The sequence below is a fragment of the Corynebacterium sp. HMSC068G04 genome, assembly GCF_001814885.1.
Taxonomy (GTDB): Bacteria; Actinomycetota; Actinomycetes; order Mycobacteriales; family Mycobacteriaceae; genus Corynebacterium; species Corynebacterium hiratae.
Map to the genome: position 1 here is coordinate 1 of NZ_KV818319.1, position 19273 is coordinate 19273.

16 protein-coding genes and 2 pseudogenes are annotated in these 19273 nt (G+C 56.9%); 6 read left to right on the forward strand and 12 right to left on the reverse strand.

All coding sequences use genetic code 11. The features are described from left to right. Nucleotides 1-42: 42 nt before the first annotated feature. From HMPREF2993_RS05355 to HMPREF2993_RS05365, 3 genes are read right to left on the reverse strand one after another with little or no spacing between them, the layout of a single operon-like run. Nucleotides 43-840: an LmeA family phospholipid-binding protein gene (locus HMPREF2993_RS05355; RefSeq protein ID WP_046647834.1), complete on the reverse strand. Its 798-nt coding sequence runs from the start codon at nucleotides 838-840 to the stop codon at nucleotides 43-45. Between the two features lie 23 nt (nucleotides 841-863). After that, the gene (locus tag HMPREF2993_RS05360; RefSeq protein ID WP_046647833.1) at nucleotides 864-1673 is read right to left on the reverse strand and encodes a class I SAM-dependent methyltransferase; all 810 of its coding nucleotides are present in this window, start codon (nucleotides 1671-1673) and stop codon (nucleotides 864-866) included. 27 nt (nucleotides 1674-1700) lie between these two features. Next, nucleotides 1701-2192 (reverse strand): DUF2505 domain-containing protein, encoded by a 492-nt coding sequence (locus tag HMPREF2993_RS05365; RefSeq protein ID WP_046647832.1) that lies wholly within the window; start codon nucleotides 2190-2192, stop codon nucleotides 1701-1703. A gap of 24 nt (nucleotides 2193-2216) precedes the next feature. Between HMPREF2993_RS05365 and HMPREF2993_RS05370 the strand changes: the two genes are divergently transcribed. Both HMPREF2993_RS05370 and HMPREF2993_RS05375 read left to right on the forward strand, forming a co-directional pair. Further along, entirely contained in the window at nucleotides 2217-3344 is a 1128-nt protein-coding gene (locus HMPREF2993_RS05370; RefSeq protein WP_070701426.1) for a UDP-N-acetylmuramate dehydrogenase, read from the forward strand. A 74-nt stretch (nucleotides 3345-3418) separates the two neighbouring features. After that, complete coding sequence (locus HMPREF2993_RS05375; RefSeq protein ID WP_070516424.1) at nucleotides 3419-3616, forward strand: hypothetical protein; 198 nt, start codon at nucleotides 3419-3421, stop codon at nucleotides 3614-3616. 37 nt (nucleotides 3617-3653) lie between these two features. On the opposite strand, the gene HMPREF2993_RS05380 is transcribed toward HMPREF2993_RS05375, so the two are convergent. Further along, complete coding sequence (locus HMPREF2993_RS05380) at nucleotides 3654-4130, reverse strand: S-ribosylhomocysteine lyase (protein WP_070516422.1); 477 nt, start codon at nucleotides 4128-4130, stop codon at nucleotides 3654-3656. Nucleotides 4131-4214: 84 nt separating this feature from the next. Between HMPREF2993_RS05380 and HMPREF2993_RS05385 the strand changes: the two genes are divergently transcribed. Then, nucleotides 4215-5408 carry a YihY/virulence factor BrkB family protein gene (locus HMPREF2993_RS05385; RefSeq protein ID WP_246822369.1) on the forward strand — a complete coding sequence of 398 codons (1194 nt, stop codon included), beginning with the start codon at nucleotides 4215-4217 and terminating at the stop codon, nucleotides 5406-5408. 80 nt (nucleotides 5409-5488) lie between these two features. Here HMPREF2993_RS05385 and HMPREF2993_RS05390 read toward each other — a convergent pair whose 3' ends face one another. The 3 genes and pseudogenes from HMPREF2993_RS05390 to HMPREF2993_RS05400 all read right to left on the reverse strand — a co-directional run. Then, complete coding sequence (locus HMPREF2993_RS05390) at nucleotides 5489-6517, reverse strand: hypothetical protein (protein ID WP_070701428.1); 1029 nt, start codon at nucleotides 6515-6517, stop codon at nucleotides 5489-5491. Nucleotides 6518-6629: 112 nt separating this feature from the next. After that, on the reverse strand, nucleotides 6630-6833 hold the full coding sequence (locus HMPREF2993_RS05395; protein ID WP_046647827.1) for a hypothetical protein: 204 nt from the start codon (nucleotides 6831-6833) through the stop codon (nucleotides 6630-6632). Nucleotides 6834-6997: 164 nt separating this feature from the next. Beyond that, a pseudogene (locus HMPREF2993_RS05400) lies at nucleotides 6998-7600 on the reverse strand (hypothetical protein); the annotation flags it as partial. A 547-nt stretch (nucleotides 7601-8147) separates the two neighbouring features. Between HMPREF2993_RS05400 and HMPREF2993_RS05405 the strand changes: the two are divergent. Next, nucleotides 8148-9308 carry an RtcB family protein gene (locus HMPREF2993_RS05405; protein ID WP_070701432.1) on the forward strand — a complete coding sequence of 387 codons (1161 nt, stop codon included), beginning with the start codon at nucleotides 8148-8150 and terminating at the stop codon, nucleotides 9306-9308. 140 nt (nucleotides 9309-9448) lie between these two features. Here the strand turns inward: HMPREF2993_RS05405 and HMPREF2993_RS13595 are convergent, their stop codons facing one another. After that, nucleotides 9449-10726: a Fic family protein gene (locus tag HMPREF2993_RS13595; protein ID WP_070701434.1), complete on the reverse strand. Its 1278-nt coding sequence runs from the start codon at nucleotides 10724-10726 to the stop codon at nucleotides 9449-9451. A 720-nt stretch (nucleotides 10727-11446) separates the two neighbouring features. Between HMPREF2993_RS13595 and HMPREF2993_RS05420 the strand changes: the two are divergent. Beyond that, a pseudogene (locus HMPREF2993_RS05420) lies at nucleotides 11447-12570 on the forward strand (IS3 family transposase); the annotation flags it as partial. A 263-nt stretch (nucleotides 12571-12833) separates the two neighbouring features. Here HMPREF2993_RS05420 and HMPREF2993_RS13090 read toward each other — a convergent pair. The 3 genes from HMPREF2993_RS13090 to istA form a co-directional block, all read right to left on the reverse strand. Beyond that, nucleotides 12834-14057, reverse strand: a complete 1224-nt coding sequence (locus HMPREF2993_RS13090) for an MFS transporter (RefSeq protein ID WP_168166767.1) — start codon at nucleotides 14055-14057, stop codon at nucleotides 12834-12836. A 33-nt stretch (nucleotides 14058-14090) separates the two neighbouring features. Next, nucleotides 14091-15152, reverse strand: coding sequence for a HesA/MoeB/ThiF family protein (locus tag HMPREF2993_RS13095; protein WP_083318707.1), 1062 nt, complete (start codon nucleotides 15150-15152; stop codon nucleotides 14091-14093). Between the two features lie 440 nt (nucleotides 15153-15592). After that, nucleotides 15593-17173 (reverse strand): IS21 family transposase, encoded by a 1581-nt coding sequence (gene istA / locus HMPREF2993_RS05425; RefSeq protein WP_158013202.1) that lies wholly within the window; start codon nucleotides 17171-17173, stop codon nucleotides 15593-15595. Between the two features lie 18 nt (nucleotides 17174-17191). Between istA and HMPREF2993_RS13850 the strand changes: the two genes are divergently transcribed. Further along, nucleotides 17192-17635, forward strand: a complete 444-nt coding sequence (locus HMPREF2993_RS13850; RefSeq protein WP_232745279.1) for a hypothetical protein — start codon at nucleotides 17192-17194, stop codon at nucleotides 17633-17635. Nucleotides 17636-18638: 1003 nt separating this feature from the next. Here the strand turns inward: HMPREF2993_RS13850 and HMPREF2993_RS05435 are convergent. After that, nucleotides 18639-19273 (reverse strand): hypothetical protein (locus HMPREF2993_RS05435; RefSeq protein ID WP_168166768.1); only part of this gene is annotated, 635 nt, incomplete at its 5' end.

Consider the following 19273-nt stretch of genomic DNA (forward strand, 5'->3'; position numbering starts at 1 on the left):
ACCCCGCTACGCACCCCGAAACCGGAAGAGCCCCTTTAATTCTTAATTAGCCGGTGCCTGCTGTGCTGGCGCGGTGGCGGAATCGAGTTCGCTCATTGGAACGTCGTGGCCAATGAGGGTGAGCGTCAGTTCCCCAGCCCCAACATCCACGGATTCAAAGGTCAGCTGCTGGCCCGCGAGCTGTTCCTCCATGCCTTCGGCCAAGGCATTCGAGATCGCGGAGGTCGCCTGCTCGGGCAGGTCGAAGCCGAAGAGCGATGCTTCCTTCGCATCGATGGCGAGCTTGCCGTCGCGAGCCTCCGGCTTGAGCGAGAGCGTGGCTAGGCCACCGGCAAATTCCACCTCGAGGTCGTCCTCGGCATCGTTGGCGGTAATCGCGGTGACCACCAGGTTGCCCAAGGCGTCATAGCCGGACTGCTCAGCAATGGCCTTTTGGAAGCTGGCGAGCAGGAACTGATCCGGCACCGTCGTCGAAGCCCGCAGCGTGCCCGCAACCGGCTCCTTGGACAGCGTCATGTCTTCGACGTGCACATCAGCGGCCGGTTGGCCGGTGATGGTGGTGCCCTCAATCTTCAGCGTGGACGGGGTCTTCATATCCATCTGCGGAATCTTGCCGTTGAGCAAACCAAAGACCATAGGGCTGGCACCAAAGCTCACCTCCGGTTCCTCGGAGGTCTCCACGCCCTGCTCCTTGGCGGACTGGGTAAATTGGCTCTTCATCTGAGAACCCAAGAACCAGCGCAGGCCGAGCTCAGCAAGCAAGATGATGAGCAGGAGCGTCACCAGTACGCCGATGAAAATTTTCCAGGCCGTCGAGGCGGGAGATTTAGAAGAAGCCATGACTACTAGTGTGGCGCACTGGATTAAAGTTGGCCAACTACCAGGTCCCAATCCACTGTGAGAACGTTGTCCCGCAGGCGGCGGTTCACCGGGTGGATGGGGACTGTCTGCCGGAGTTCTTCGCGCGCCATGCGCCAGCGCACCCGCGGGCCATATGGAGACCAGCCGGCGGCGCGGTCCCAGGCGGCGTCGGCCGCTTGCAAGAGCTCGTGGATCGGTTCACCCGGCACGTTGCGGTGGATGAGGATTTTGGGAAGGCGCTCCGCAATATCGCTGGGGCGCTCCACGTCGAAGGGATCCCAGGCGAGGGTCAGCGTGCGCGGGCCGGAGGCGTCGAGAAGCACCCAGGCCGATCTGCGTCCCAGCTCGTCGCAGGTTCCCTCCACGAAGTAGCCGCCGGGAGCCAAGCGTGAAGTCACCGTGTTCCAGGCTTTCTCCACCTGGTCGACGTCGTACTGGCGCAGCACATTGAAGGCGCGCACCAGCTGCGGGCGGTAGCCGGCAAGCTCGAAGCCGCCGAGCTCGAAGCTGACACCATCGCGCGGCGGCAGGACGCGCTCGGGGGAAATCTCTAGGCCCGTTACCCGGGTATGCGGGTTAACGCTGCGCAGCCAGCCGGCCCACTCCACGGTGGTGGTGTGGGAAGCGCCGTAGCCGACGTCGAGAGCCAGCGGCTTACTCGTGGAGCGCAACAGCGAGGAGATCTCCGGGTGCGCCACCATCCACCGATCGCAGCGGCGCAGGCGGTTGGGGTTGGTGGTGCCGCGGGTAACAACGCCAAAAGGCCGACCAGCGCTTTCCTGAGCCTTCAGGTTATGCGCGTGATCGGCCATGGCAACAACTGTGGTGTAGGGAGTTGTTTAGAGGTTGTTGGAGATCCACTCTTCGGTGAGCTTGCCCTCGTTGGTGTAGAGCTCCTGCAGAGCTTCAGCGACCTTCGGCTCGATGGCAGCGCCCATCATCGGGATGTTGACGGAAACCTCGGTGACGTAATCCAGAACGGTGGTCTCATCCTGGGCCTTGTAGGTGATGTCACCCTTGAAGTCGACCGGGGTGCCCTTGACGTCAGCGGTGAAGGAGACGGAAATCTGCTCGTCGACCAACTCGCCGATGGTCACGGTGCGCTTTTCCTTCAGATCCTGGGAGACCATGGCGCGAACGGCCTCCGGAAGGAGGGAGGTCGGAAGAATTTCGTAGAGCACAGCGGTGTTGCCGGTGAACTCGTGCACGGTACCCGGTTCCGGGGACAGCTTGGCCACGATGAAGTCCCAGTACTCCTGAGTGGTCAGTGCCTTGTGCACCTTATCGATGGGCTGGTTGATGATAACGGTGTTTTCGCTACGGGTTGACATGAGTTACAGACTACCTTGGTAGACGTGCTAGATAAATTCCTGACCCTCGCTGACATTGACGGAGTCACGCTGGATTCCGAGACCACCTTCGCCGATCTCACGACGCTGCGCATCGGTGGTGCACCGCTGGTGACGGTGCGCTGCGGCAGCGCTGAGTCGGCGGTTGCGGCCTTGGCCGCGCTTGACGACGCCTCCCAGGACTACCTCGTCGTCGGCGGTGGCTCCAACCTCGTGGTGGCGGAAGGTCAGCTGGATGTCGTGGTCGTGGTGCTCGACTTCGAGGATATCGATGTCACCGTGGCCAACGGCCTCGTGCGCGCTGATGCGGGCGCGGTGTGGGATGACGTCGTGGCCCTGACCGTGGAGTGCGGCCTGGGCGGCATTGAGTGCCTGTCCGGCATCCCGGGCAATGCGGGTGCCGTACCGGTACAGAACGTCGGCGCCTATGGCGCGGAGACCTCCGACGTCCTCACGCAGGTCTACCTCTATGAGCGCGCTACGCGGACCGCGAGCTGGGTACCGGCGGAAGAATTAGAGCTGGCGTATCGCTACTCCAACCTGAAGTTCACTGGACGCGGCGTGGTGCTGGCTATCGAGCTGCAGCTGACCACCGATGGACTGTCCACACCCCTGCGCTTTGGCCAGCTCACCCAGAACCCCGGTGAGCGCCGCCCGGTCGCGGAAGTCCGTGAGGAAGTGCTGAAGCTGCGTCGCGGCAAGGGCATGGTGCTCGACCCAGAAGACCACGACACCTGGTCAGCCGGTTCTTTCTTTACCAACCCCATCGTGGAACCGCAGCTTGCCGATTCCATCCAGGAAGCCGTCCGCGCCGCCCGCGGCGACGAGGATGCGGACCGCATGCCGCGCCACGTGGTGGGTGGGACCACCACGTCGAGAGAAAGAGGAGAAGATAAGGAAAAACTCTCCGCTGCGTGGCTCATCGAGCGCGCCGGCTTTGCAAAGGGCTACCCGGGTGAAGAATCGGGTGCGAAGGCAACCTTGTCCACCAAGCACACCCTGGCGCTGACCAACCGCGGTGAGGCCACTGCAGACGACATCGTTGCGCTGGCCCGCGAGATTCGCGCCGGGGTTCAGAAGGCCTTCGGTGTGACGCTGGAGCCGGAGCCCATCTGGCTAGGGGTAGAAATATAAGTGCGCAATATTTAAAATAGCGTTGAATTGCTAGCTCGCCGCCGCAAACACTAGGCGCCCAGAAAGGACCTCGCATGTACATCCCCAAAGACGTACTCTTTGCCATCCTCCTCTTTGTTTCGGCCCTTCTCTGCGCGGTGGCGATGCTGTTGGTCCCAGGCCTGTTCGCGGAGTTCAGCGCAGCGCGCTGCACCTTAATGGCGAGCGTCTTGGGGATCGGCGTCGCCGGGCTGTTTTTCTCCCGCATCCAGATCCGACGCCTCGAGCACTAGCGGTTAGGGCTCCATTGCCCCAAGCTTTCACCGCCGCTTAGGTCATGACGTTGAGCCACTCATCCTTGGCCGCGAGGAAATCGCGTGCGGCCTCCTGTGCGCCCTCGAGTGAGTGGTGGGCGCCCCAGCCGCACTGTACCTCGTTGGCGGCGGGAACCTCGGTGGCGTTGAGGATGTCATTGAGCGCGCCCTCGACGGCGCGGAGCAGCTCGTCCTGCTCCATACCGTTGGTGATGGCGTAGAAGCCGGTGCGGCAGCCCATCGGGGCAAAACCGATGAGCTTGTCGGTGTAGTTGCGCATGAAGTTGGCCATCATGTGCTCCACCGAGTGGATTGCCTCGGTGCCGAGGTGCTCCTTGTTGGGCTGGCAGAAGCGCAGGTCGTACTTGATAATCTCGACTCCGCCGCCCAGGTCGGTGCGGTCGGCGACGCGGATATAGGGGGCGTCGACAAGCCGGTGGTCGAGCTCGAAGGACTTTACGTTGATCTTGTTCTCGGTGTTCTTCTCAGTCATGCTTTCCCAGTGTAACCACGGCTTAGCCTGTGGCCCGAGTGTCCTTCCCCTGAATGCGGGCTGTGCCGCATACGCTGGTCAGATATGAGCGAAGAGGAGATTGACGGCAACGCTATGTCGGCCGAGGAGCCGGAGACAATCGTGCCGTTTAAGGGCCCGACCATCCTTGAGGTTCAAGGCCATGATGACGAGCGCAACCCCCTCGCCAAAGGTAATCGCCTGCGCAAGGAGAGCTGGGGGCTGGTCATCCGCCGCACGTGGAATGACTTTTTCCACGATGCCTTCATGGACCGCGCCGCCGGGATGACCTACTTCACGCTTATGGCTTTTGCGCCCACGGTGCTGGCCGCCTACTCCATTGTCACGCTCATCTTCTCCTCCCGCCAAGAGGAAGTGGAGCAGCTGACTTCTGAGTTCATTGAGCAGTACGTCCCCGGTTCGCTTTCTGAGCAAGCCCACATGATTGTCGGCACGATTATCGGCTCCAGCGCGCAGGGCACGTTGGCGCTGATCATCTCCCTGGCCATTTCGCTGTTTTCTGCCTCGGCGTATGTGCGGGCCTTCTCGCGGACAGCCAATACCGTGTACGGCCGGGTGGAGGGTCGTGGCATCATCCGGACGTGGGCGCTAATGTGGGGGTTGACAGCAGTCATCGTGGTCGGCGCGGTCATCGTGCTTTTTGCCAACTTGCTGCGTGATGCAGTTCTTAATGAGGGGCTGATTCCGCTTGCTCGCAACGTAGGACTAGAAGATGCCGCCACGTACTTGGTGCGAATCTTTCTCCCAGTGTGGAACTGGCTGCGCTTCCCAGTCACCGTGGTTGTGGTTCTCACGCTTATCGCGGTGCTCTATCACTTCAGCCCCAACGTGCGGCCCGGGCGCTTTAGGTGGATTACCTATGGCTCCGTGGTGGCGCTCGTGGGCACGGTCGTGTCCTGGGGATTGGTAGGCCTCTACCTGAAGTATCTTGCTGCGGCCAGCGCTTATGGTGCACTGAGTACCGTCATGGCGGTTTTCGTGGCCACGTGGTTGATGAACACTGTGTTGATCGTCGGCATCAAGATTGATGCTGAGGTGTTGCGTGCCAAGGAACTGCAACTGGGGCTACACTCCGAGCGATTTATCCAAGCCCCGCCGCGCTCTGATAGCTCCTCCCAAGCCCAGGCCCGCGCCCAAGAGAACCTGGAGCAGAGGGCGCGAGAGATTTCAGACAACGCGCGGCAGGAACAGAACGAGGCGGCAGAAGAGCCAGAGAAAGCAGGGGAAAAACGCGCCTAGATGCCAAAACCTTGCCCCCGCGCTGCGGCGCTAAGTTTGGCAGATAGGGCACCTGTGAAGCCTCCCGGAGGTAACGCTGCCTACTTCAAAGCGAGGTGGAAGGGAATCTCGGTGCCCGGCACGACGATGCCGAACAGGCCGTCTTCCGCGCCGTTCTCAGGCACGCTGACAGCCACTCGGCCGGTACGTTTCTCTTGCGGCTGGAAGGGAGTGTCTACGTCGATAAACCCATTGACATCCCACATGAGGGGCTGCCCATTCGATTCCTCGCCCGGGCCGAAGTAAAGGAACGCCATTTCCGAGCCGGCGTCGGTCTCGTTGCCCACGTACGTCAAGGTCAAATCAAAGACCAGGTATTTCTTCCCCTCGTCCGGCTGCTTGTAGGAAGGGTCCGCGGCCATGACTTCGTCCGTGCCATCGAAGTTGAGGTTGCTGACATCCACGTGCCATTCCGGCCCTTTCAGCGTCGTGTTGAGCGGTAGCGGGTTAGAACGCGAACCGGGCGTGCCTTCCTCAAGGACTTGGTTTCCGTTCTCATCAGGAACGCTGTTGTAGTATTCCGTCGCTGTTGGGGTGGGGGAGCCCGTGCTGTCCAGCGTCTCCTCCTCATCCCAGGGGCGCACCGTCGTGCCCACGACAGAACTTGATATTTCGGGTGTTTGCGTAGTGTCCGGAAGAGAACCGATGAATTTTGCGGCCATGAAGAAGAAAAAGACGACCGAGGCGATCAAGCTGCCCACCACAGTGATGATCAGGGCGACTGCTCCCCACGCAGTTGACTGGTTGCTGAGGAAAAGTGAGACCGCGCCGGTAATAAGCGCTGCGAGGAGAAGGATCCAGCCTGCGGCGTAGATGCCGGGGATGCAGGCGATGATTGTGCCGAGAACGGCGAGAACCGTGGCGATGATTCCAACGACGGACTTTTTCTTTAGTGGCTCTGGCTGGGGCTGGGCAGCCCCGTAACCGCCGCCAGGATTGTTATGGGGAGTGCCTAAGGGTGGGAAAGGCTGGTTGGCATAGGGGTTCTGCTGTGGTCCCCCGTGCTGGTGCGGCCTCTGCTGACCGGGGCCTGGGGGTGGAGTGTGCGGCGGATACGGAGGTTGGGTCATGAGTAGCTTCTTTCAGGAGAGCGTCAGATGAGTCCCGATAATAATCGCCGCATGGCTACTGCACCTGGGAAAGCAGCTAGCCGGGGAGCGCTCCTAACTGCCCGGCACACTGTTACTGCGCAGATTCTTCCGAAACCTGGCGGTGGCCAGCGGCCTTTTCTTGCCCGCGCTTATTAATCAGTGCTGAGACTAGGAATCCAAACCCCATAACCGTCGTGGCCCTGGTTGACCACTCGTAATCAGCGATGAGCCAACCGGCAAGGGAAATGACGCTGAGTGAGCCGACAGCTGTTATGAGGAATTTTTCAATATCCATGCTTCGTCCTCTGGTTCGTAGAAGTCTCGCAATTAAGTAAACGGTGCCTTATGCGAAAAACTATCACGAGGCGAAGGGTGCAGGCAGAAAAGAAGCCGAGGATGCCCGCTTCTTTGCGGACGTCCTCGGCTTGTTCTTAGGGCTTGCTGTTAGGGGCCAGCGCCCTAGGCGGAGGGGTAGGTGCCGTCCTCGGTGAGGCGCGCGGAGTCGTCGAGAAGCATGGCAATCTCGGCGGCCTTGGCGTCCTGTGCCGGGAGGCGGCGGCCTTCGATGACCTCGAACAGCGGGGCGCGGCCCAACATGCCGGCCTCGAAGTGTGCACGGCCAGTACGCAGGCGCAGCTCGGCGTGCTCACGCCACGAGGCGGCGGCGTCCGCCCCGCGCTGCTGGGACACGGCCTGCTCGAACACGCCGGGGTGGGCGTAGACGATGAGCGCGCCGACGTGTCCGAAGCCGAGCGAGGTCAGCGCCGCGGCCTTCACGCTGTGGCCCGCAGAGCCGAGGTCCAGCGGGGAGCGCAGCCACACCAGGTTCGGCGCCTTCGGGGCGATAAGCGGGTCGACGCAGTCCAGGGACACGTTCGCCGGGATGCGGTGCGTGCGGAAGACGTCGATGATGCCGCCGGTTTGGAAGAGCGCGGCACCCGCTTTGGAGTGGCCGGTGAGTGTCTTCTGGGAGATGACAAACATCGGCTGATCCTCATCGCGGCCAATCGCTGGCCACAGCAGGGAGTGCAGCTCGGACTCGTTCGGGTCGTTGGCGCGGGAGATGAAGCGCTCGTCGATGCCGCCGGCGACCACGACGTCGGCCTTGCCCAGTGCACTCTTGCTGCATAACCAAGATAAAGATCCAGCCCACTCTCGACTAGGGCGAGGCGGGCTGAACGATTAAACGAAGCTTGTCACGGCGCACGACACCCCGCCAGACGGACGAACAAATGAGCAGGCAGTGAATGCGGTTGAATGGACGGTGTCAAGTTTTCGTGGCTGGGTGAATTTCCTTGCATCATCAATCGCATGTAGAAATCGCGTAGATCGTGTAGGCTCACACGCAGCACTAACAGCCCGAAAGAAGAAGAACAAGAAAGCATAAAGGAGGCGAACCGCGATGATGACCCATAACAATCAGCCGCTAGGACGCCTCTTTAAGCAACTCTTCTAACAGGCTGACTTGACCATTTCCCGGGAAAGCGGCCCTGCTTATCCCGGACGTTGGTGCCAGCCGCGCGACCCGCGCGCACAACTTATAAGTCAGCCGCCCAAGCAGGCCCTTTCTCACGAACTGCGTTACGCAAACGCAGAGAAAGGCTCTCTTATGCGCCTGCACAACTTCGCCTCCATTGTTGAAGACAAGACGGTGGCGCAGGCACAACTCGTCGCTGACCTGCCCTTCGTCTACCCACATGTGGCGCTCATGCCTGATGCCCACTTTGGCAAGGGCTCCTCGGTCGGCACCGTCTTCGGCACGCTGCGTGCCGTCATCCCGGCGGCCGTCGGCGTGGACATCGGCTGCGGCATGATTGCCGTGCGGACCCACCTCACGCACGCGGATATCCAGGACTTCGCGCTCGAGGACCTGCGCACCGCAGTCGAAGACTCCATTCCGCTCTCGCCCGGCAATTACAACGGTTGGATGATGGACCCGCGCACCGAGGCTCGTACGCGTGAGCTCGCGCAGCTGGCCCAGGACACCGGCGTGGATCTCGGCCACTCCAAAAACTGGCGTCAGCAGCTGGGCAGCTTGGGCGGTGGCAACCACTTCATCGAGCTGTGTCTCGACGAAGAGGACCGCGTCTGGCTGTTCCTGCATTCTGGCTCGCGCGGCGTGGGCAACAAGATCGCACAGGAGCACATCGAGGCCGCGCAGCGTCACTGCGAGAAGCACTGGATCCAGCTCGCGGACAAGGACCTGGCCTACCTCGTCGAGGGCACGGAAGAGTTCGACTCCTACATTGCGGATCTCCACTGGGCACAGCACTTTGCGCTGCTCAACCGCGATGAGATGATGGACCGCTTCCTCGACTGCGTCGCCACCTGGTCCGGCGCGGATCGCGAGACCCTCGAGTTCGAGCGCATCAACTGCCACCACAACTACACCCAACGTGAGAGCCACTACGGCAAAAATGTGTGGCTCACGCGTAAGGGCGCCATCAAGGCGGACGAAGGCGACCGCGGCCTCATCCCCGGCTCGATGGGCACCACTAGCTACGTCGTGGAAGGCAAGGGCTACCCGCCGGGCCTCAAGTCTGCGCCGCACGGCGCGGGTCGCGTCATGTCGCGCACCCAGGCCAAGGCCCGCTTCACCGAGGCGGACCTTGCCGCACGCATGGAAGGCATCGTCTACCGTCCCGGCGCCGAGTTCGTCGATGAGATTCCGGACGCCTACAAGGACATCGACTGCGTGATGGCCGATGCCGCCCAGCTCGTCGAGGTCAAGCACACCCTGCGCCAGATCCTCAACGTCAAGGGCACCTAACCTGCGCCATGATGGGACCGTCACTTTTAGTGACGGTCTCTTTTGAGCTTTCCGACGCCCCCTCCTCCTGCAGCGTCGCATCAGCACGACGCTTTGCCTTATGCAAGGAAACGAAGTGCGTGACCACTATTGATTACTGCTTATTTATCGCGAAGGGCTGGAACTGCTCGGCCGGTCGGGGGTGAAAGCTGAGTATTAAACTGCGTCGAGGCGAGTTGGCGTTCAGCATCGTCGACCAACATGAAAACATCGTCAGCGAAGTAACCGAGAAGCCCGCCCGCACCGATGACTTTCTTACGCAGAATGCCAGCGTCGGTGAGTGAATCGAGAGCATCTCGGGCCGTGCTTGTCGATGAAATCCCCAGCTCGGACTTCACGATGGACACCGTGACCAAAGGCATGGCAGGAAGCTTCTTGAGCAGTTGGAACTCCGTTGAATTCGATTTCAATGCGCGCTTGCTTCCTTGCGCAGTGCGGTGGTGATTGACCTTGTCCATCCATTCTGCTTCTAGCGCGGCGACGCTATCCGCAAGTTCAGCTGCTTTGGTGGTGGCGACTTGTGCAGCCTCGACGAAGAAAGAGATCCATGCCAGCACGTCACCCTCGCGGAATTTCGTGAGTCCGTCGACGTAACGGTCACCGAGCGTTGCCAGCACCATACTGACAGGGAGAACCGCAGCATCGGTGAGCCCTCTGCGCTGCAAAAGTGCGTGAATCATGGCTCGTCCCACGCGCCCATTCCCATCCGGGAATGGGTGGATGGTCTCGAACTGTGCATGAACGAGCGCTGCTTGAACGAGCGCGGCGTGGTCTGCCCCGTTGAAGTATTCAATGAGATCATCGAGGAGTTCTGGGACTTGCACGGGAGGCGGGGGAACAAAAGCTGCATCGATGGGGTGATAGCCAGATCCGCCAATCCAGTTTTGAGTAGTACGTACTCCTTGTAAAGGCTTTTCTGCAACGAGCGCTGTCTGTATTGCAACAAGGTCATCCAGGACCAGCTCGTCTTTGTAAGCCAAGTCTGCATTGATGGTGTCGAGGATGGCGACATTGCGGGCGACAGCTGTTGCGGATTCTTTGAAACCCCGAATGTCGGAATCTGATTCACGCGCGAGGATCGCCATGGCCACTTTGTCGGAGTTCGGAGCAATTCCCTCGATCCGGGAGGAAGCGACGGCCTCAGAACGGAGCAGGAGTCGCGCAACTCCTTCAAGGGAGTGGGTATTGTCTCTCATCCCAAGATTGTGAATCTCCCGCTCGATGCGAACGATACGTCGCGAGAGCTCGGACGGAAGCTTCAACGACATACCTGCGAGGGGATCGGGAACAAAAGCATAATACTTCCCGCCTTGCTTGGCGCGTCGAGAAAGACCGCTGCCATCAGCAGGGATCCATTCCAATTCGACTGTCTTTGCCACAGCTGACTCCTCTCATGCGCTTGGGGCATTGGGGATAAGGTTTATCTCGGTAGATTGATGTCCTAGTTTACCGGGATAGCTGTTATCCCGGTGGACTGCGAGCACAAAAGATTAACGGAGCTCCAGTAACCGGTAAGATGCTTCAATGTTGTGCAGACGAGGCAGAAGCCGGATATAACCTCGAAGTCTTGCGTAAGCGGGGACGATTGATTGCTAAAGAATATTCTTCTTTGCGGTCGGCACGAGAACTGGAACAGGAGAGTTCCGAGAAGCTGAAGTGATGCTGATATGAAGGCAGCGGAATTTGAGGCCGGAGAGACGAAGCCGGCATTACACCAAGTGAGCCTTGTTATGATTATCGAAGGTTTGTCTGTGGCGGCCCCTTGATCGTGGTCTTGCCCGGTTGAGCTGTAGATTTTCGTGAATTGATAAAGGGAATAGAGGCGTCACAATGGCAAAGTTGAACCTGCGCGCGGTCGAAGAACGAACGTCGAAACTAGGCGGCCGTGCCGAATACGATCGCGAGTTCTTGTTCGATTTGCTTGAAGCCTATGGCCGCGCCAAATCCTCAATTACGCGACTGAGGTCGGGAAACCTCGATGTGGCGCAGGATCCTTCGCGAGAAGTAGCGCAGAAGAACGTTGTTTACTTCCATGAATCAGAGTCGGGACAGGCTTTCGATGATTTTGTTCGGTTGTCGACTGCGGCTCACGTCATACCTCGATGCGCAAGGTCGCAGAAGAACTCGGGATCAATCGCTCGACTTTGGGATACTGGTACAAGCAATTCGGCACCAACGTGCCTAAGGATGATGATGCATCGTCACCCGTAGAAAAGCTTGCTGATGCGGAAAGAATTCGCCAGTTAGAACGCGAAAACAAAAGGCTTCGTGAAGAGCGCGATATTCTGCGCAAGGCCGCGAAGTATTTTGCGGAAGAGACGACCTAGTGATCCGCTTCCAGTTCGCCTGTGACAATCTCGCCGACTACTCGGTCAAGCGGATGTGCACAGTCCTGGGCCTAAATCGGTCTTCGTACTACAAATGGAAGAAATCGGCTCCGCGGCGCCGTGCGCGCCTTGTAGATGACGCTGTGATGGCCGCGGAGATCCAGGCCATTTTCGATGCTGAAAACGGCGTGTGGGGCGCTCGTCGCATCACTGCCGAACTCAACGATCCCACACGTCGCGACGGTGCTACAACCCCTGCCAAGCGGATCAATCGCAAAAAGGTGGCCCGCTTGATGCGGGCCCAGAACCTGTTCGGATTTCAGAAGAAGCGCAGGGTCAAGACCACTGTGCGCGACAAAGGCCGGCGCGTGTTCGCAGACTTGGTGAACCGTGACTTCACCGCCTGCGCTGCAAATCGTGTGCTTGTCGGCGATATTACGTATCTGCCGATCGCAGACGGAACGAACATGTACTTAGCAACAGCTATTGATTGTTTCTCCCGCAAACTTATCGGCTTTGCTATCGCAGATCACATGCGCACCGAACTGGTAGAAGAAGCCCTCGAAAACGCTTCCCACCTGCGAGGAGGTCTAGACGGTGCGATTTTCCACTCAGATCACGGAAGCGTGTACACCTCATCGCAGTTCCAGGCAACATGCAGGCGCTTGGGCGTTACCCAGTCGATGGGCGCGGTGGGAACCAGCGCGGATAATTCGCTCGCTGAGTCGTTCAGCGCGGCTTTAAAACGGGAGGTCCTCAAAGATACAAAGACCTTCGCCAATCAACTTATCTGCCGCAGAGACGTATTCCGGTGGTGCGTGCGCTACAACACGTGCCGTCGGCACACATGGTGCGGATACCAAACCCCCGATGAGTTCGAGTCCCAAGCCGCTTAAGGCCTGATAGGCTTACACCTACATTTTGTTCACCCCACGGTGTCTACTTTCCGGGGGTCGGGCTCCTTGAAACCGTCGCTCACCAGTCGCCCAGAGTTCTCTTTCTGGAAGTCCTGGATTTTGATTAGGTCTGGGAGCATTACGGTGTTTCAATCATTCCAACTGGACGGGGAGATGAGGTATATGTCGTCGAAAGTTATTTGGCTTAATCGTTCTATGGGGTAATCCTTATTTTAAGAGCATTACAGTGCAGAGTGGAACTATCAGGATTGAACTTCGTCGAGTTGAGATAGCAATGGTATTCCGCGAACCGCTGAGGTTAGCGTCATCATGGTGGCAATGAGCGCGAATGTTGAAATGAGTCCGAGTGTTGTTGAAGCTCCCCAGTGCTCAAATCCAAAGCCAGCGAGAAATGCTCCGAATGGCATGAGAAATATTCCAGGAATGGTAGAAGCTGTGGTTACTGCGCCCATTCGGTAGTCAGGGGTAATGGCGGCAGTAAAAGCCCCAATTGCAGTATTAAAAGACGCTAGGGGTAGACCCGCGATAAACAAAGCAATGATGGTGGCGACCGTATTGCTATGTAGTGTGGTAAGCACAATAAGGCTTATTGTGAAGGTAAGTAAAGCTATAGTGCCAAGTTTTCCTAGTGGTACAACCTCTGCTAGCTTGCTGGCCAAAAAAGAACCTACGATGACACCGGATCCAAAAGATGCTGAAATCAAACCGATAATGAATGCAGATTCTCCTGTAGCGCGGTATGAAAAAATCAGTACCAAGATAAAAGCTGACATTGGAATGTTGGCAACGGCTGCCACGAGAGTGATTGCGCGCAGCCCTGTGTGGCTAAATACAAAACGGAACCCATCAGTCGAGGACTTTAGAACAGAAACATTTGTGTCGTGTTCTTCGGGTAGCTGATTTGTTGACGCTGAATTAGGCTTTCGAGGAACGAGAGCGCAGGCGATGGCATGGAATGCTCCCTGGACAAAAAGAGCTAAGTGGGGGTTTAAACCGTAAAGAAGTCCGGCGCTCGGTCCGCCGAAAACTTCCGCAGTGGATTCACGTCCATGCGCGATAGCATTTGCTGTACCTAGATCGCTTGTAGGGACCATCTGCTTGATGAGACTTTGTTCGCTTGGTGCGTCGAATGCAGAGAGCGCGGAAGCGAGAACGATGCATAAAACTATGGGGAGTAACGGAAGATCACTAAAGGAGAGCATGAGAGCAATGCTGATCCAAATGATCGTTTGAGCGAGAGTAACTAGTTTTAGCACTACTGAGGGATGAAACTTATCTGTTAATGCACCGGCAAACAGGCTCAAAAGAATAAGCGAACCTGTTCCAAAAGCTGATACTGATCCTGCCAGTGTGGCGTTTTTGCTTATGTCAAAAATCAATAGTGGAACTATTACTGAAGCCATTGCATAACCAGTTTGGTTGAACGCCATTGTTCCGACTAAGCGGCGATAGCCAGGAATACTCATTAAGGTGGCCATTTCTTAGTCCTTTCATGAAGGCTAATGTTGGCAAGACGAGGGGAAATCAATGGAATATTGATTTGAATAGTCTGCAAGGTTTTGATGTAGAACTTTGCCCATAGATAAGTTGGTTCTTGAGACTAAGAACCTTAAGGCTTCGAGTGAAGCCAATGCACTGGCTATTGACACGATAGGTGCTATCGCAGCGTTAATTCCAAGAGGGGTTTCCTCGTAGAGTCCAGAAGTATTATTCTGTTGCAGCCGTTGTTTTTCACTTTCTCGAAGGCATCGGTAGCACCCTGTCGTTCCGGGGACAAAAGTCGCGCAAACCGCCATCGGCCCGGCGTAGCTGCAGTCAATCCAGGGCTTTTTGGTGGCTATTGCGGCTTCTGATACCCAATATGCCGATTCGGGTGGGTTGTCGATTGCTCTTATAGCTAGATCTGCTTCCTTGAAAATGGGAATTAATTCCTCTACTCCTTCAATTTTTCGCTCGATCGTACGTACTGAGCAATCGCTATTTAACTCTCTAATCCTATTTTTGAGTTCATCAGTCTTTAATTTGCCGATAGATTTTTCCGAATAAGCAATTTGTCGATTCAGGTTGGACAACTCGACAGTGTCAAAATCAACGAGAGTTATTTTTCCTATTCCACTTGCGGCCATCTGTAACGCGATGCTAGATCCAATGCCTCCGGCCCCTAAAATACAAATGCTCGACGAGCAGATAATTTCTTGAGGAGCCCATCGATCAAATTTCCCAAATCCGCCTAGCCATGAGTAGAGCGCAGTACTGCGAGAAAAACGAGTCTGTTGTTCTGGGGTTAAGTTGGGTTGAGAAATGGCCTCAATGTGTCCTAGCTGGATTAGCTTCTCGAGCAGAGTATGTGCATTAAAGGGAGAAATTCCCGTTTGCTTAGCGATCTGTTCGGTAGCTTCTTGCTGATTTAGGGTGCCGTTTAAAATTTTATTCAATTTTTGGAGATGGTGGTCTGGATCCTGGACATAGTGCCCGATTCCTGCCGTGTTTGATCCAACAACTGACCTGCCATCCCCTAGAGGCCTAACTTCATGGGCGGTCCGGAATGATATCAAGGACATTGTTCTCCTTAAAGTAAAAAGGGGGCCCGAATGTATTCAGGTCCCCGTGGTTGTCTGATGTTTTATGCCTGTCCAACGCGGTGGGCTTCCATCAGATTCTGGGTGGAAATCACTTCAAAATCGAATGACATTGGCCTCCTCCTTTCATGAGTGAAGTTACAGAAAGGGTAGCAGTGAGCCAAGGCACAGTCAATGAAAAATATAATTTAATTCTCTAAGGGAACGTGTGACATATTTTATAATGTTTAAAAGGCATCTCATGTGAAGGTTGTCTGGGGTGGTGGTTTGTTGCTGTGACGTCTTTCGAATTTCCAGGGTCACAGCTTTGACTATGGCCAACTTGCCCAATGATTGCGGTGGTTGAGTGGTGTTTTTAGTGTTAGTGTTATGACGTTAAAGCGCTAACGTTTTAACGCTAACGTTTCCTGACTTAGGTCATTTTAGTCAGACAGTTGGGGTAGCTTTTCGGCGAGTTCGCGGACGCCGGCGGGCAGGTCGGTTTGTGCGTGGAGTGTGTGGCCTGAGATTTCGACGGTAAACGATCGGTATTTCTTCAAGATTCGTACCAATCGCTTCAGCGACAGGCCCGAGGCTTCTTCCAACACGTGGCCTGTGGCCATCGCTGCCATCACAATGGTCAGGTGAGCGTGGATGGAGCCTTGCGATAGGTTCAGTACGCCCAGAACGCTAGAATATGCTTGGGCTTCGACTTTACGAGCGTTAAACATCTGGCCGATGAGCTGTGCTGTCGCTGTCCCAATACTTTTCGCCCAGTCTTCCAAGCGTTGCCGGTTCCACTGGGTGTTTAAGTCCTTATGGTTGTCGGGGACATGCTCATCCAAGGTGGAGTAGCCATAATTAGCAGGGGCAATACGATGTAAAGCAACAATCTCACCGTCGTAGAAGACATCCAGATAGTCATCAAAGAGTTGCACGTCGACGAACTTGCCCGCTAGCTTCCACGGCACTGAATACCAGTGATTGGCGATCCGGATGTGGTAGTTCATTGCGACCTTGGACTTCTTCCACCGCGACCACGACCACCGCCGGTCGGGCAACGGGCGCAGCAGCTGTTGCTCATGGTCTTCAAACAACTGGCGACGAGAGATATCCTGCCCGCGGTAGGGACGGCGATCGTTGATGAAATCGCTTTGGTCCTCGAGTGCTTTATTGAGCATGTCGAAACTGTAGAACTCCTGGTCGTCGAGGTATTCTACGCACCATTGCTGGGTAATATCCACGGCCTTTTCAATATTCGCCTTGTACCGCGGCCGGTAGCGTTTCGCCGCAGTAATACCTATCTGATAGAAATCGGCAAATGTGGAATACTCCGCAACCGGGATACGCCCCCGCAGCCCACGGGAAATCTGTTGCGTGGCTGTAAGCGCGTTATCCGGGATCAACCGCAGCGGACAACCACCGAAACACTCCAAAGCCGCACGGTGGGCTAAAAGCCACGACCGCATTTTTTGATCCGGCCACGCCGATACATGCCTCATCCCTGAGTGCGGCAATGAAGCTACAAACAAGTGCGCGGTAAACCGCTGGCCCGAGACCGGATCCACAACGACCATTCCATCGCCCGACCAGTCCACCATGAGCTCGTCACCGGGATCGTGATTCAGTTGCGCTGACAGCTGATGAACATCGACATAATGCTCAAACAGCGAACAGTACTGTCGATACGAATAATGACGCTGACCAGTACCAACAGGTAACTTCAGGTACTTGGCGTGCGCGACTTTCAACGTCACGCGCTTGCCAGAGACCATCCGCTCGGCAACCTTTTTGAAATCCGGTGCGAGGAACTCCGCATCGTTGCGACGCCGGTTATCCGGAAATAGCTCCTCTAACTGGGCATTCGACAATCCAGCAATCCCACGAGCATCGATTTGATGGTCCCTTACAACGCGACTGCCCTTATCAATCGTCGACTTCGAGACCCCTAAATCGGCTCGAATCTGGTTCCAGGAACGATTCCCGGCAACCAAGGCAAACATGATGGCACGGTAATCCGTCACCACCATCACTCCTTCCACGTGAACGCGATCCACACGTACACACTGCGCGGGCCGTCCACTAAAGAGTGCCCAAAAACTACCCCCGGTACCCGATATCCGCACCGGTCGGTACTCGATACCGCCCTACCGGTACTAAATAGCGTCGCGCGTCATGAGTCTTCGTTTAAAGACTATTGGAAACAGAACGATGCTGAAGGAAGCTATCAAGCTAGACGGCGGATTCTTAGCGCAATATTTGATCCGTTTGAGAGGCATGTCGAAGGCCTCGAAGATGCGCAGCTTCAAGGAAAATTGGTTTCTCCTGTTAGCCCGCGGGATTCTACCGGATGGGTGCGGATTGATACAGAAATCAAGGAGCTCCGTGAGAAGTTTGCTTTTGCAAATATTCAAAGTGACTTCAGTGATGTCGGTAATCGGGTGGTTCGCATTCTCGATGAATTGTTAGCGGACATGAAAAGCTGACCGGAGGCGGACATAAAAAAGTCCGCCTATGGCCATGAGAAACTGACCAGTGGCGGACACCACGGGGGCAGGGCGTGTTCGAATGATTGACTCGTCCTGTTGGAGTATGGTAAGCGAACTTATCCCCTCTGGTTCAGAGCCCTGTTGTGACGTCGATCTAGCGCTGGGATGCTCCTCGAGTCCGAACGACGATGACGTGATGCATCAGCCGACCGATGGGAGCCGTGTTGTTCGGTGTCGGGCGCACCTGTGGCATGAGGTCCGTGAAGCTTGGCACATGTGATTTCACGGAACGTGCCGACGGCGCGCGGCCGCGTGCTGTGGTTGCCTTCGATAGGCACGAGGAACCCGGTGTTGGAGTCACCATCGGCGACGGCGGGGCCACAGGCCTGACACCTCAACTTCACCCCTGCTTCTTCTAGAAGACAATTGCTGCTGATTAGAGACGGAGTCAGGTCCGTCCATGCTTTTCGCTAGATGAGTCCGGTTAGACTCTTCTATCGAACATCGGATGAAGACCCCTTGTTTTCCTACCCCCAATAAAAACTCCCCAAACCCCTAAATCCCGTGTCCGCCACTGGTCAGTTTTTCATGTCCGCCAACATGAATTGAACCGCGTAGCCTTTGACGAAACTCGTCACTTACGGAATGGTGATGATGCGGATAAATTTAATGCGGGAAACTCAAAAACCGGCTGGCACGAGTTGTTGAAGTAGAACTTCCAGGACCAGCGAATAGTGAACTGCGTAGTTTTGTTCGTAAGGCAGTTTCGTTAGCTCATTCGATAAAACACGCACCGAACTCATCGCGCCGTGAAGCTGGCATAATCGCTGATTCCGTAATCATGCTTGTCAATATTTTTCGGCGGATGTTTGAAAGCGTGTGATGGAACATTTAATTGAAAAGCGTTGGTGAGCAAATATCGTCGCGACATAGAGCGAAACGAGGTTAGTCCGAAAGGAAAGGGCCAGTTCGTACTTGAACTGGCCCTAATTGCTAGAGGTTACGCACCCGGGAATTCACCGTTGCTGCCCAGGCGCGCATCGGCGTCGAGGAGCATGGAGATTTCCGCGGCCTTGTCGGCGTCGACGAGACCGTAGCCGTCAATCATCACCTTGGCGTCGGCGTGCGGTAGGCGGCGGCCCTCGATGACCTCGAAGAGCGGGGCGCGGCCCAGCATTCCGGCCTCGAAGTGTGCGCGGCCGGCGCGCAGGCGCTGCTCGGCGTGCTCACGCCACTCGGCAGCTGCATCCGCCCCGCGCTGCTGAGACACGGCCTGCTCGAACACGCCGGGGTGGGCGTAGACGATGAGCGCGCTGACGTGGCCGAAGCCAAGCGAGGTCAGCGCCGCGGCCTTCACGTTGCGGCCCGCGGCTGCCAGATCCAGCGGCGAACGCAGCCACACCAGGTTCTTCGCCTTCGGCGCGATGAGCGGATCAACGCAGTCCAGCGACACGTTGGCCGGGATGCGGCCGGTGCGGAAGACGTCGATGATACCGCCGGTCTGGAAGAGCGCGGCACCCGCCTTGGAGTGGCCGGTGAGCGTCTTTTGCGAGATGACGAACATCGGCTGGTCCGCGTCGCGGCCGATAGCTGGCCACAGGATGGAGTGCAGCTCGGACTCGTTCGGGTCGTTGG

What these genes read in the sequence shown, in the direction of transcription:
- HMPREF2993_RS13095 (WP_083318707.1), bottom strand. Translation starts at nt 15,152, where the DNA reads ATGTCCTTGATATCATTCCGGACCGCCCATGAAGTTAGGCCTCTAGGG.
- HMPREF2993_RS05365 (WP_046647832.1), bottom strand. Translation starts at nt 2,192, where the DNA reads ATGTCAACCCGTAGCGAAAACACCGTTATCATCAACCAGCCCATCGAT.
- HMPREF2993_RS05390 (WP_070701428.1), bottom strand. Translation starts at nt 6,517, where the DNA reads ATGACCCAACCTCCGTATCCGCCGCACACTCCACCCCCAGGCCCCGGT.
- HMPREF2993_RS05385 (WP_246822369.1), top strand. Translation starts at nt 4,215, where the DNA reads ATGAGCGAAGAGGAGATTGACGGCAACGCTATGTCGGCCGAGGAGCCG.
- HMPREF2993_RS13090 (WP_168166767.1), bottom strand. Translation starts at nt 14,057, where the DNA reads ATGAGTATTCCTGGCTATCGCCGCTTAGTCGGAACAATGGCGTTCAAC.
- HMPREF2993_RS05355 (WP_046647834.1), bottom strand. Translation starts at nt 840, where the DNA reads ATGGCTTCTTCTAAATCTCCCGCCTCGACGGCCTGGAAAATTTTCATC.
- HMPREF2993_RS05360 (WP_046647833.1), bottom strand. Translation starts at nt 1,673, where the DNA reads ATGGCCGATCACGCGCATAACCTGAAGGCTCAGGAAAGCGCTGGTCGG.
- HMPREF2993_RS05375 (WP_070516424.1), top strand. Translation starts at nt 3,419, where the DNA reads ATGTACATCCCCAAAGACGTACTCTTTGCCATCCTCCTCTTTGTTTCG.
- HMPREF2993_RS05380 (WP_070516422.1), bottom strand. Translation starts at nt 4,130, where the DNA reads ATGACTGAGAAGAACACCGAGAACAAGATCAACGTAAAGTCCTTCGAG.
- HMPREF2993_RS05395 (WP_046647827.1), bottom strand. Translation starts at nt 6,833, where the DNA reads ATGGATATTGAAAAATTCCTCATAACAGCTGTCGGCTCACTCAGCGTC.
- HMPREF2993_RS05405 (WP_070701432.1), top strand. Translation starts at nt 8,148, where the DNA reads ATGCGCCTGCACAACTTCGCCTCCATTGTTGAAGACAAGACGGTGGCG.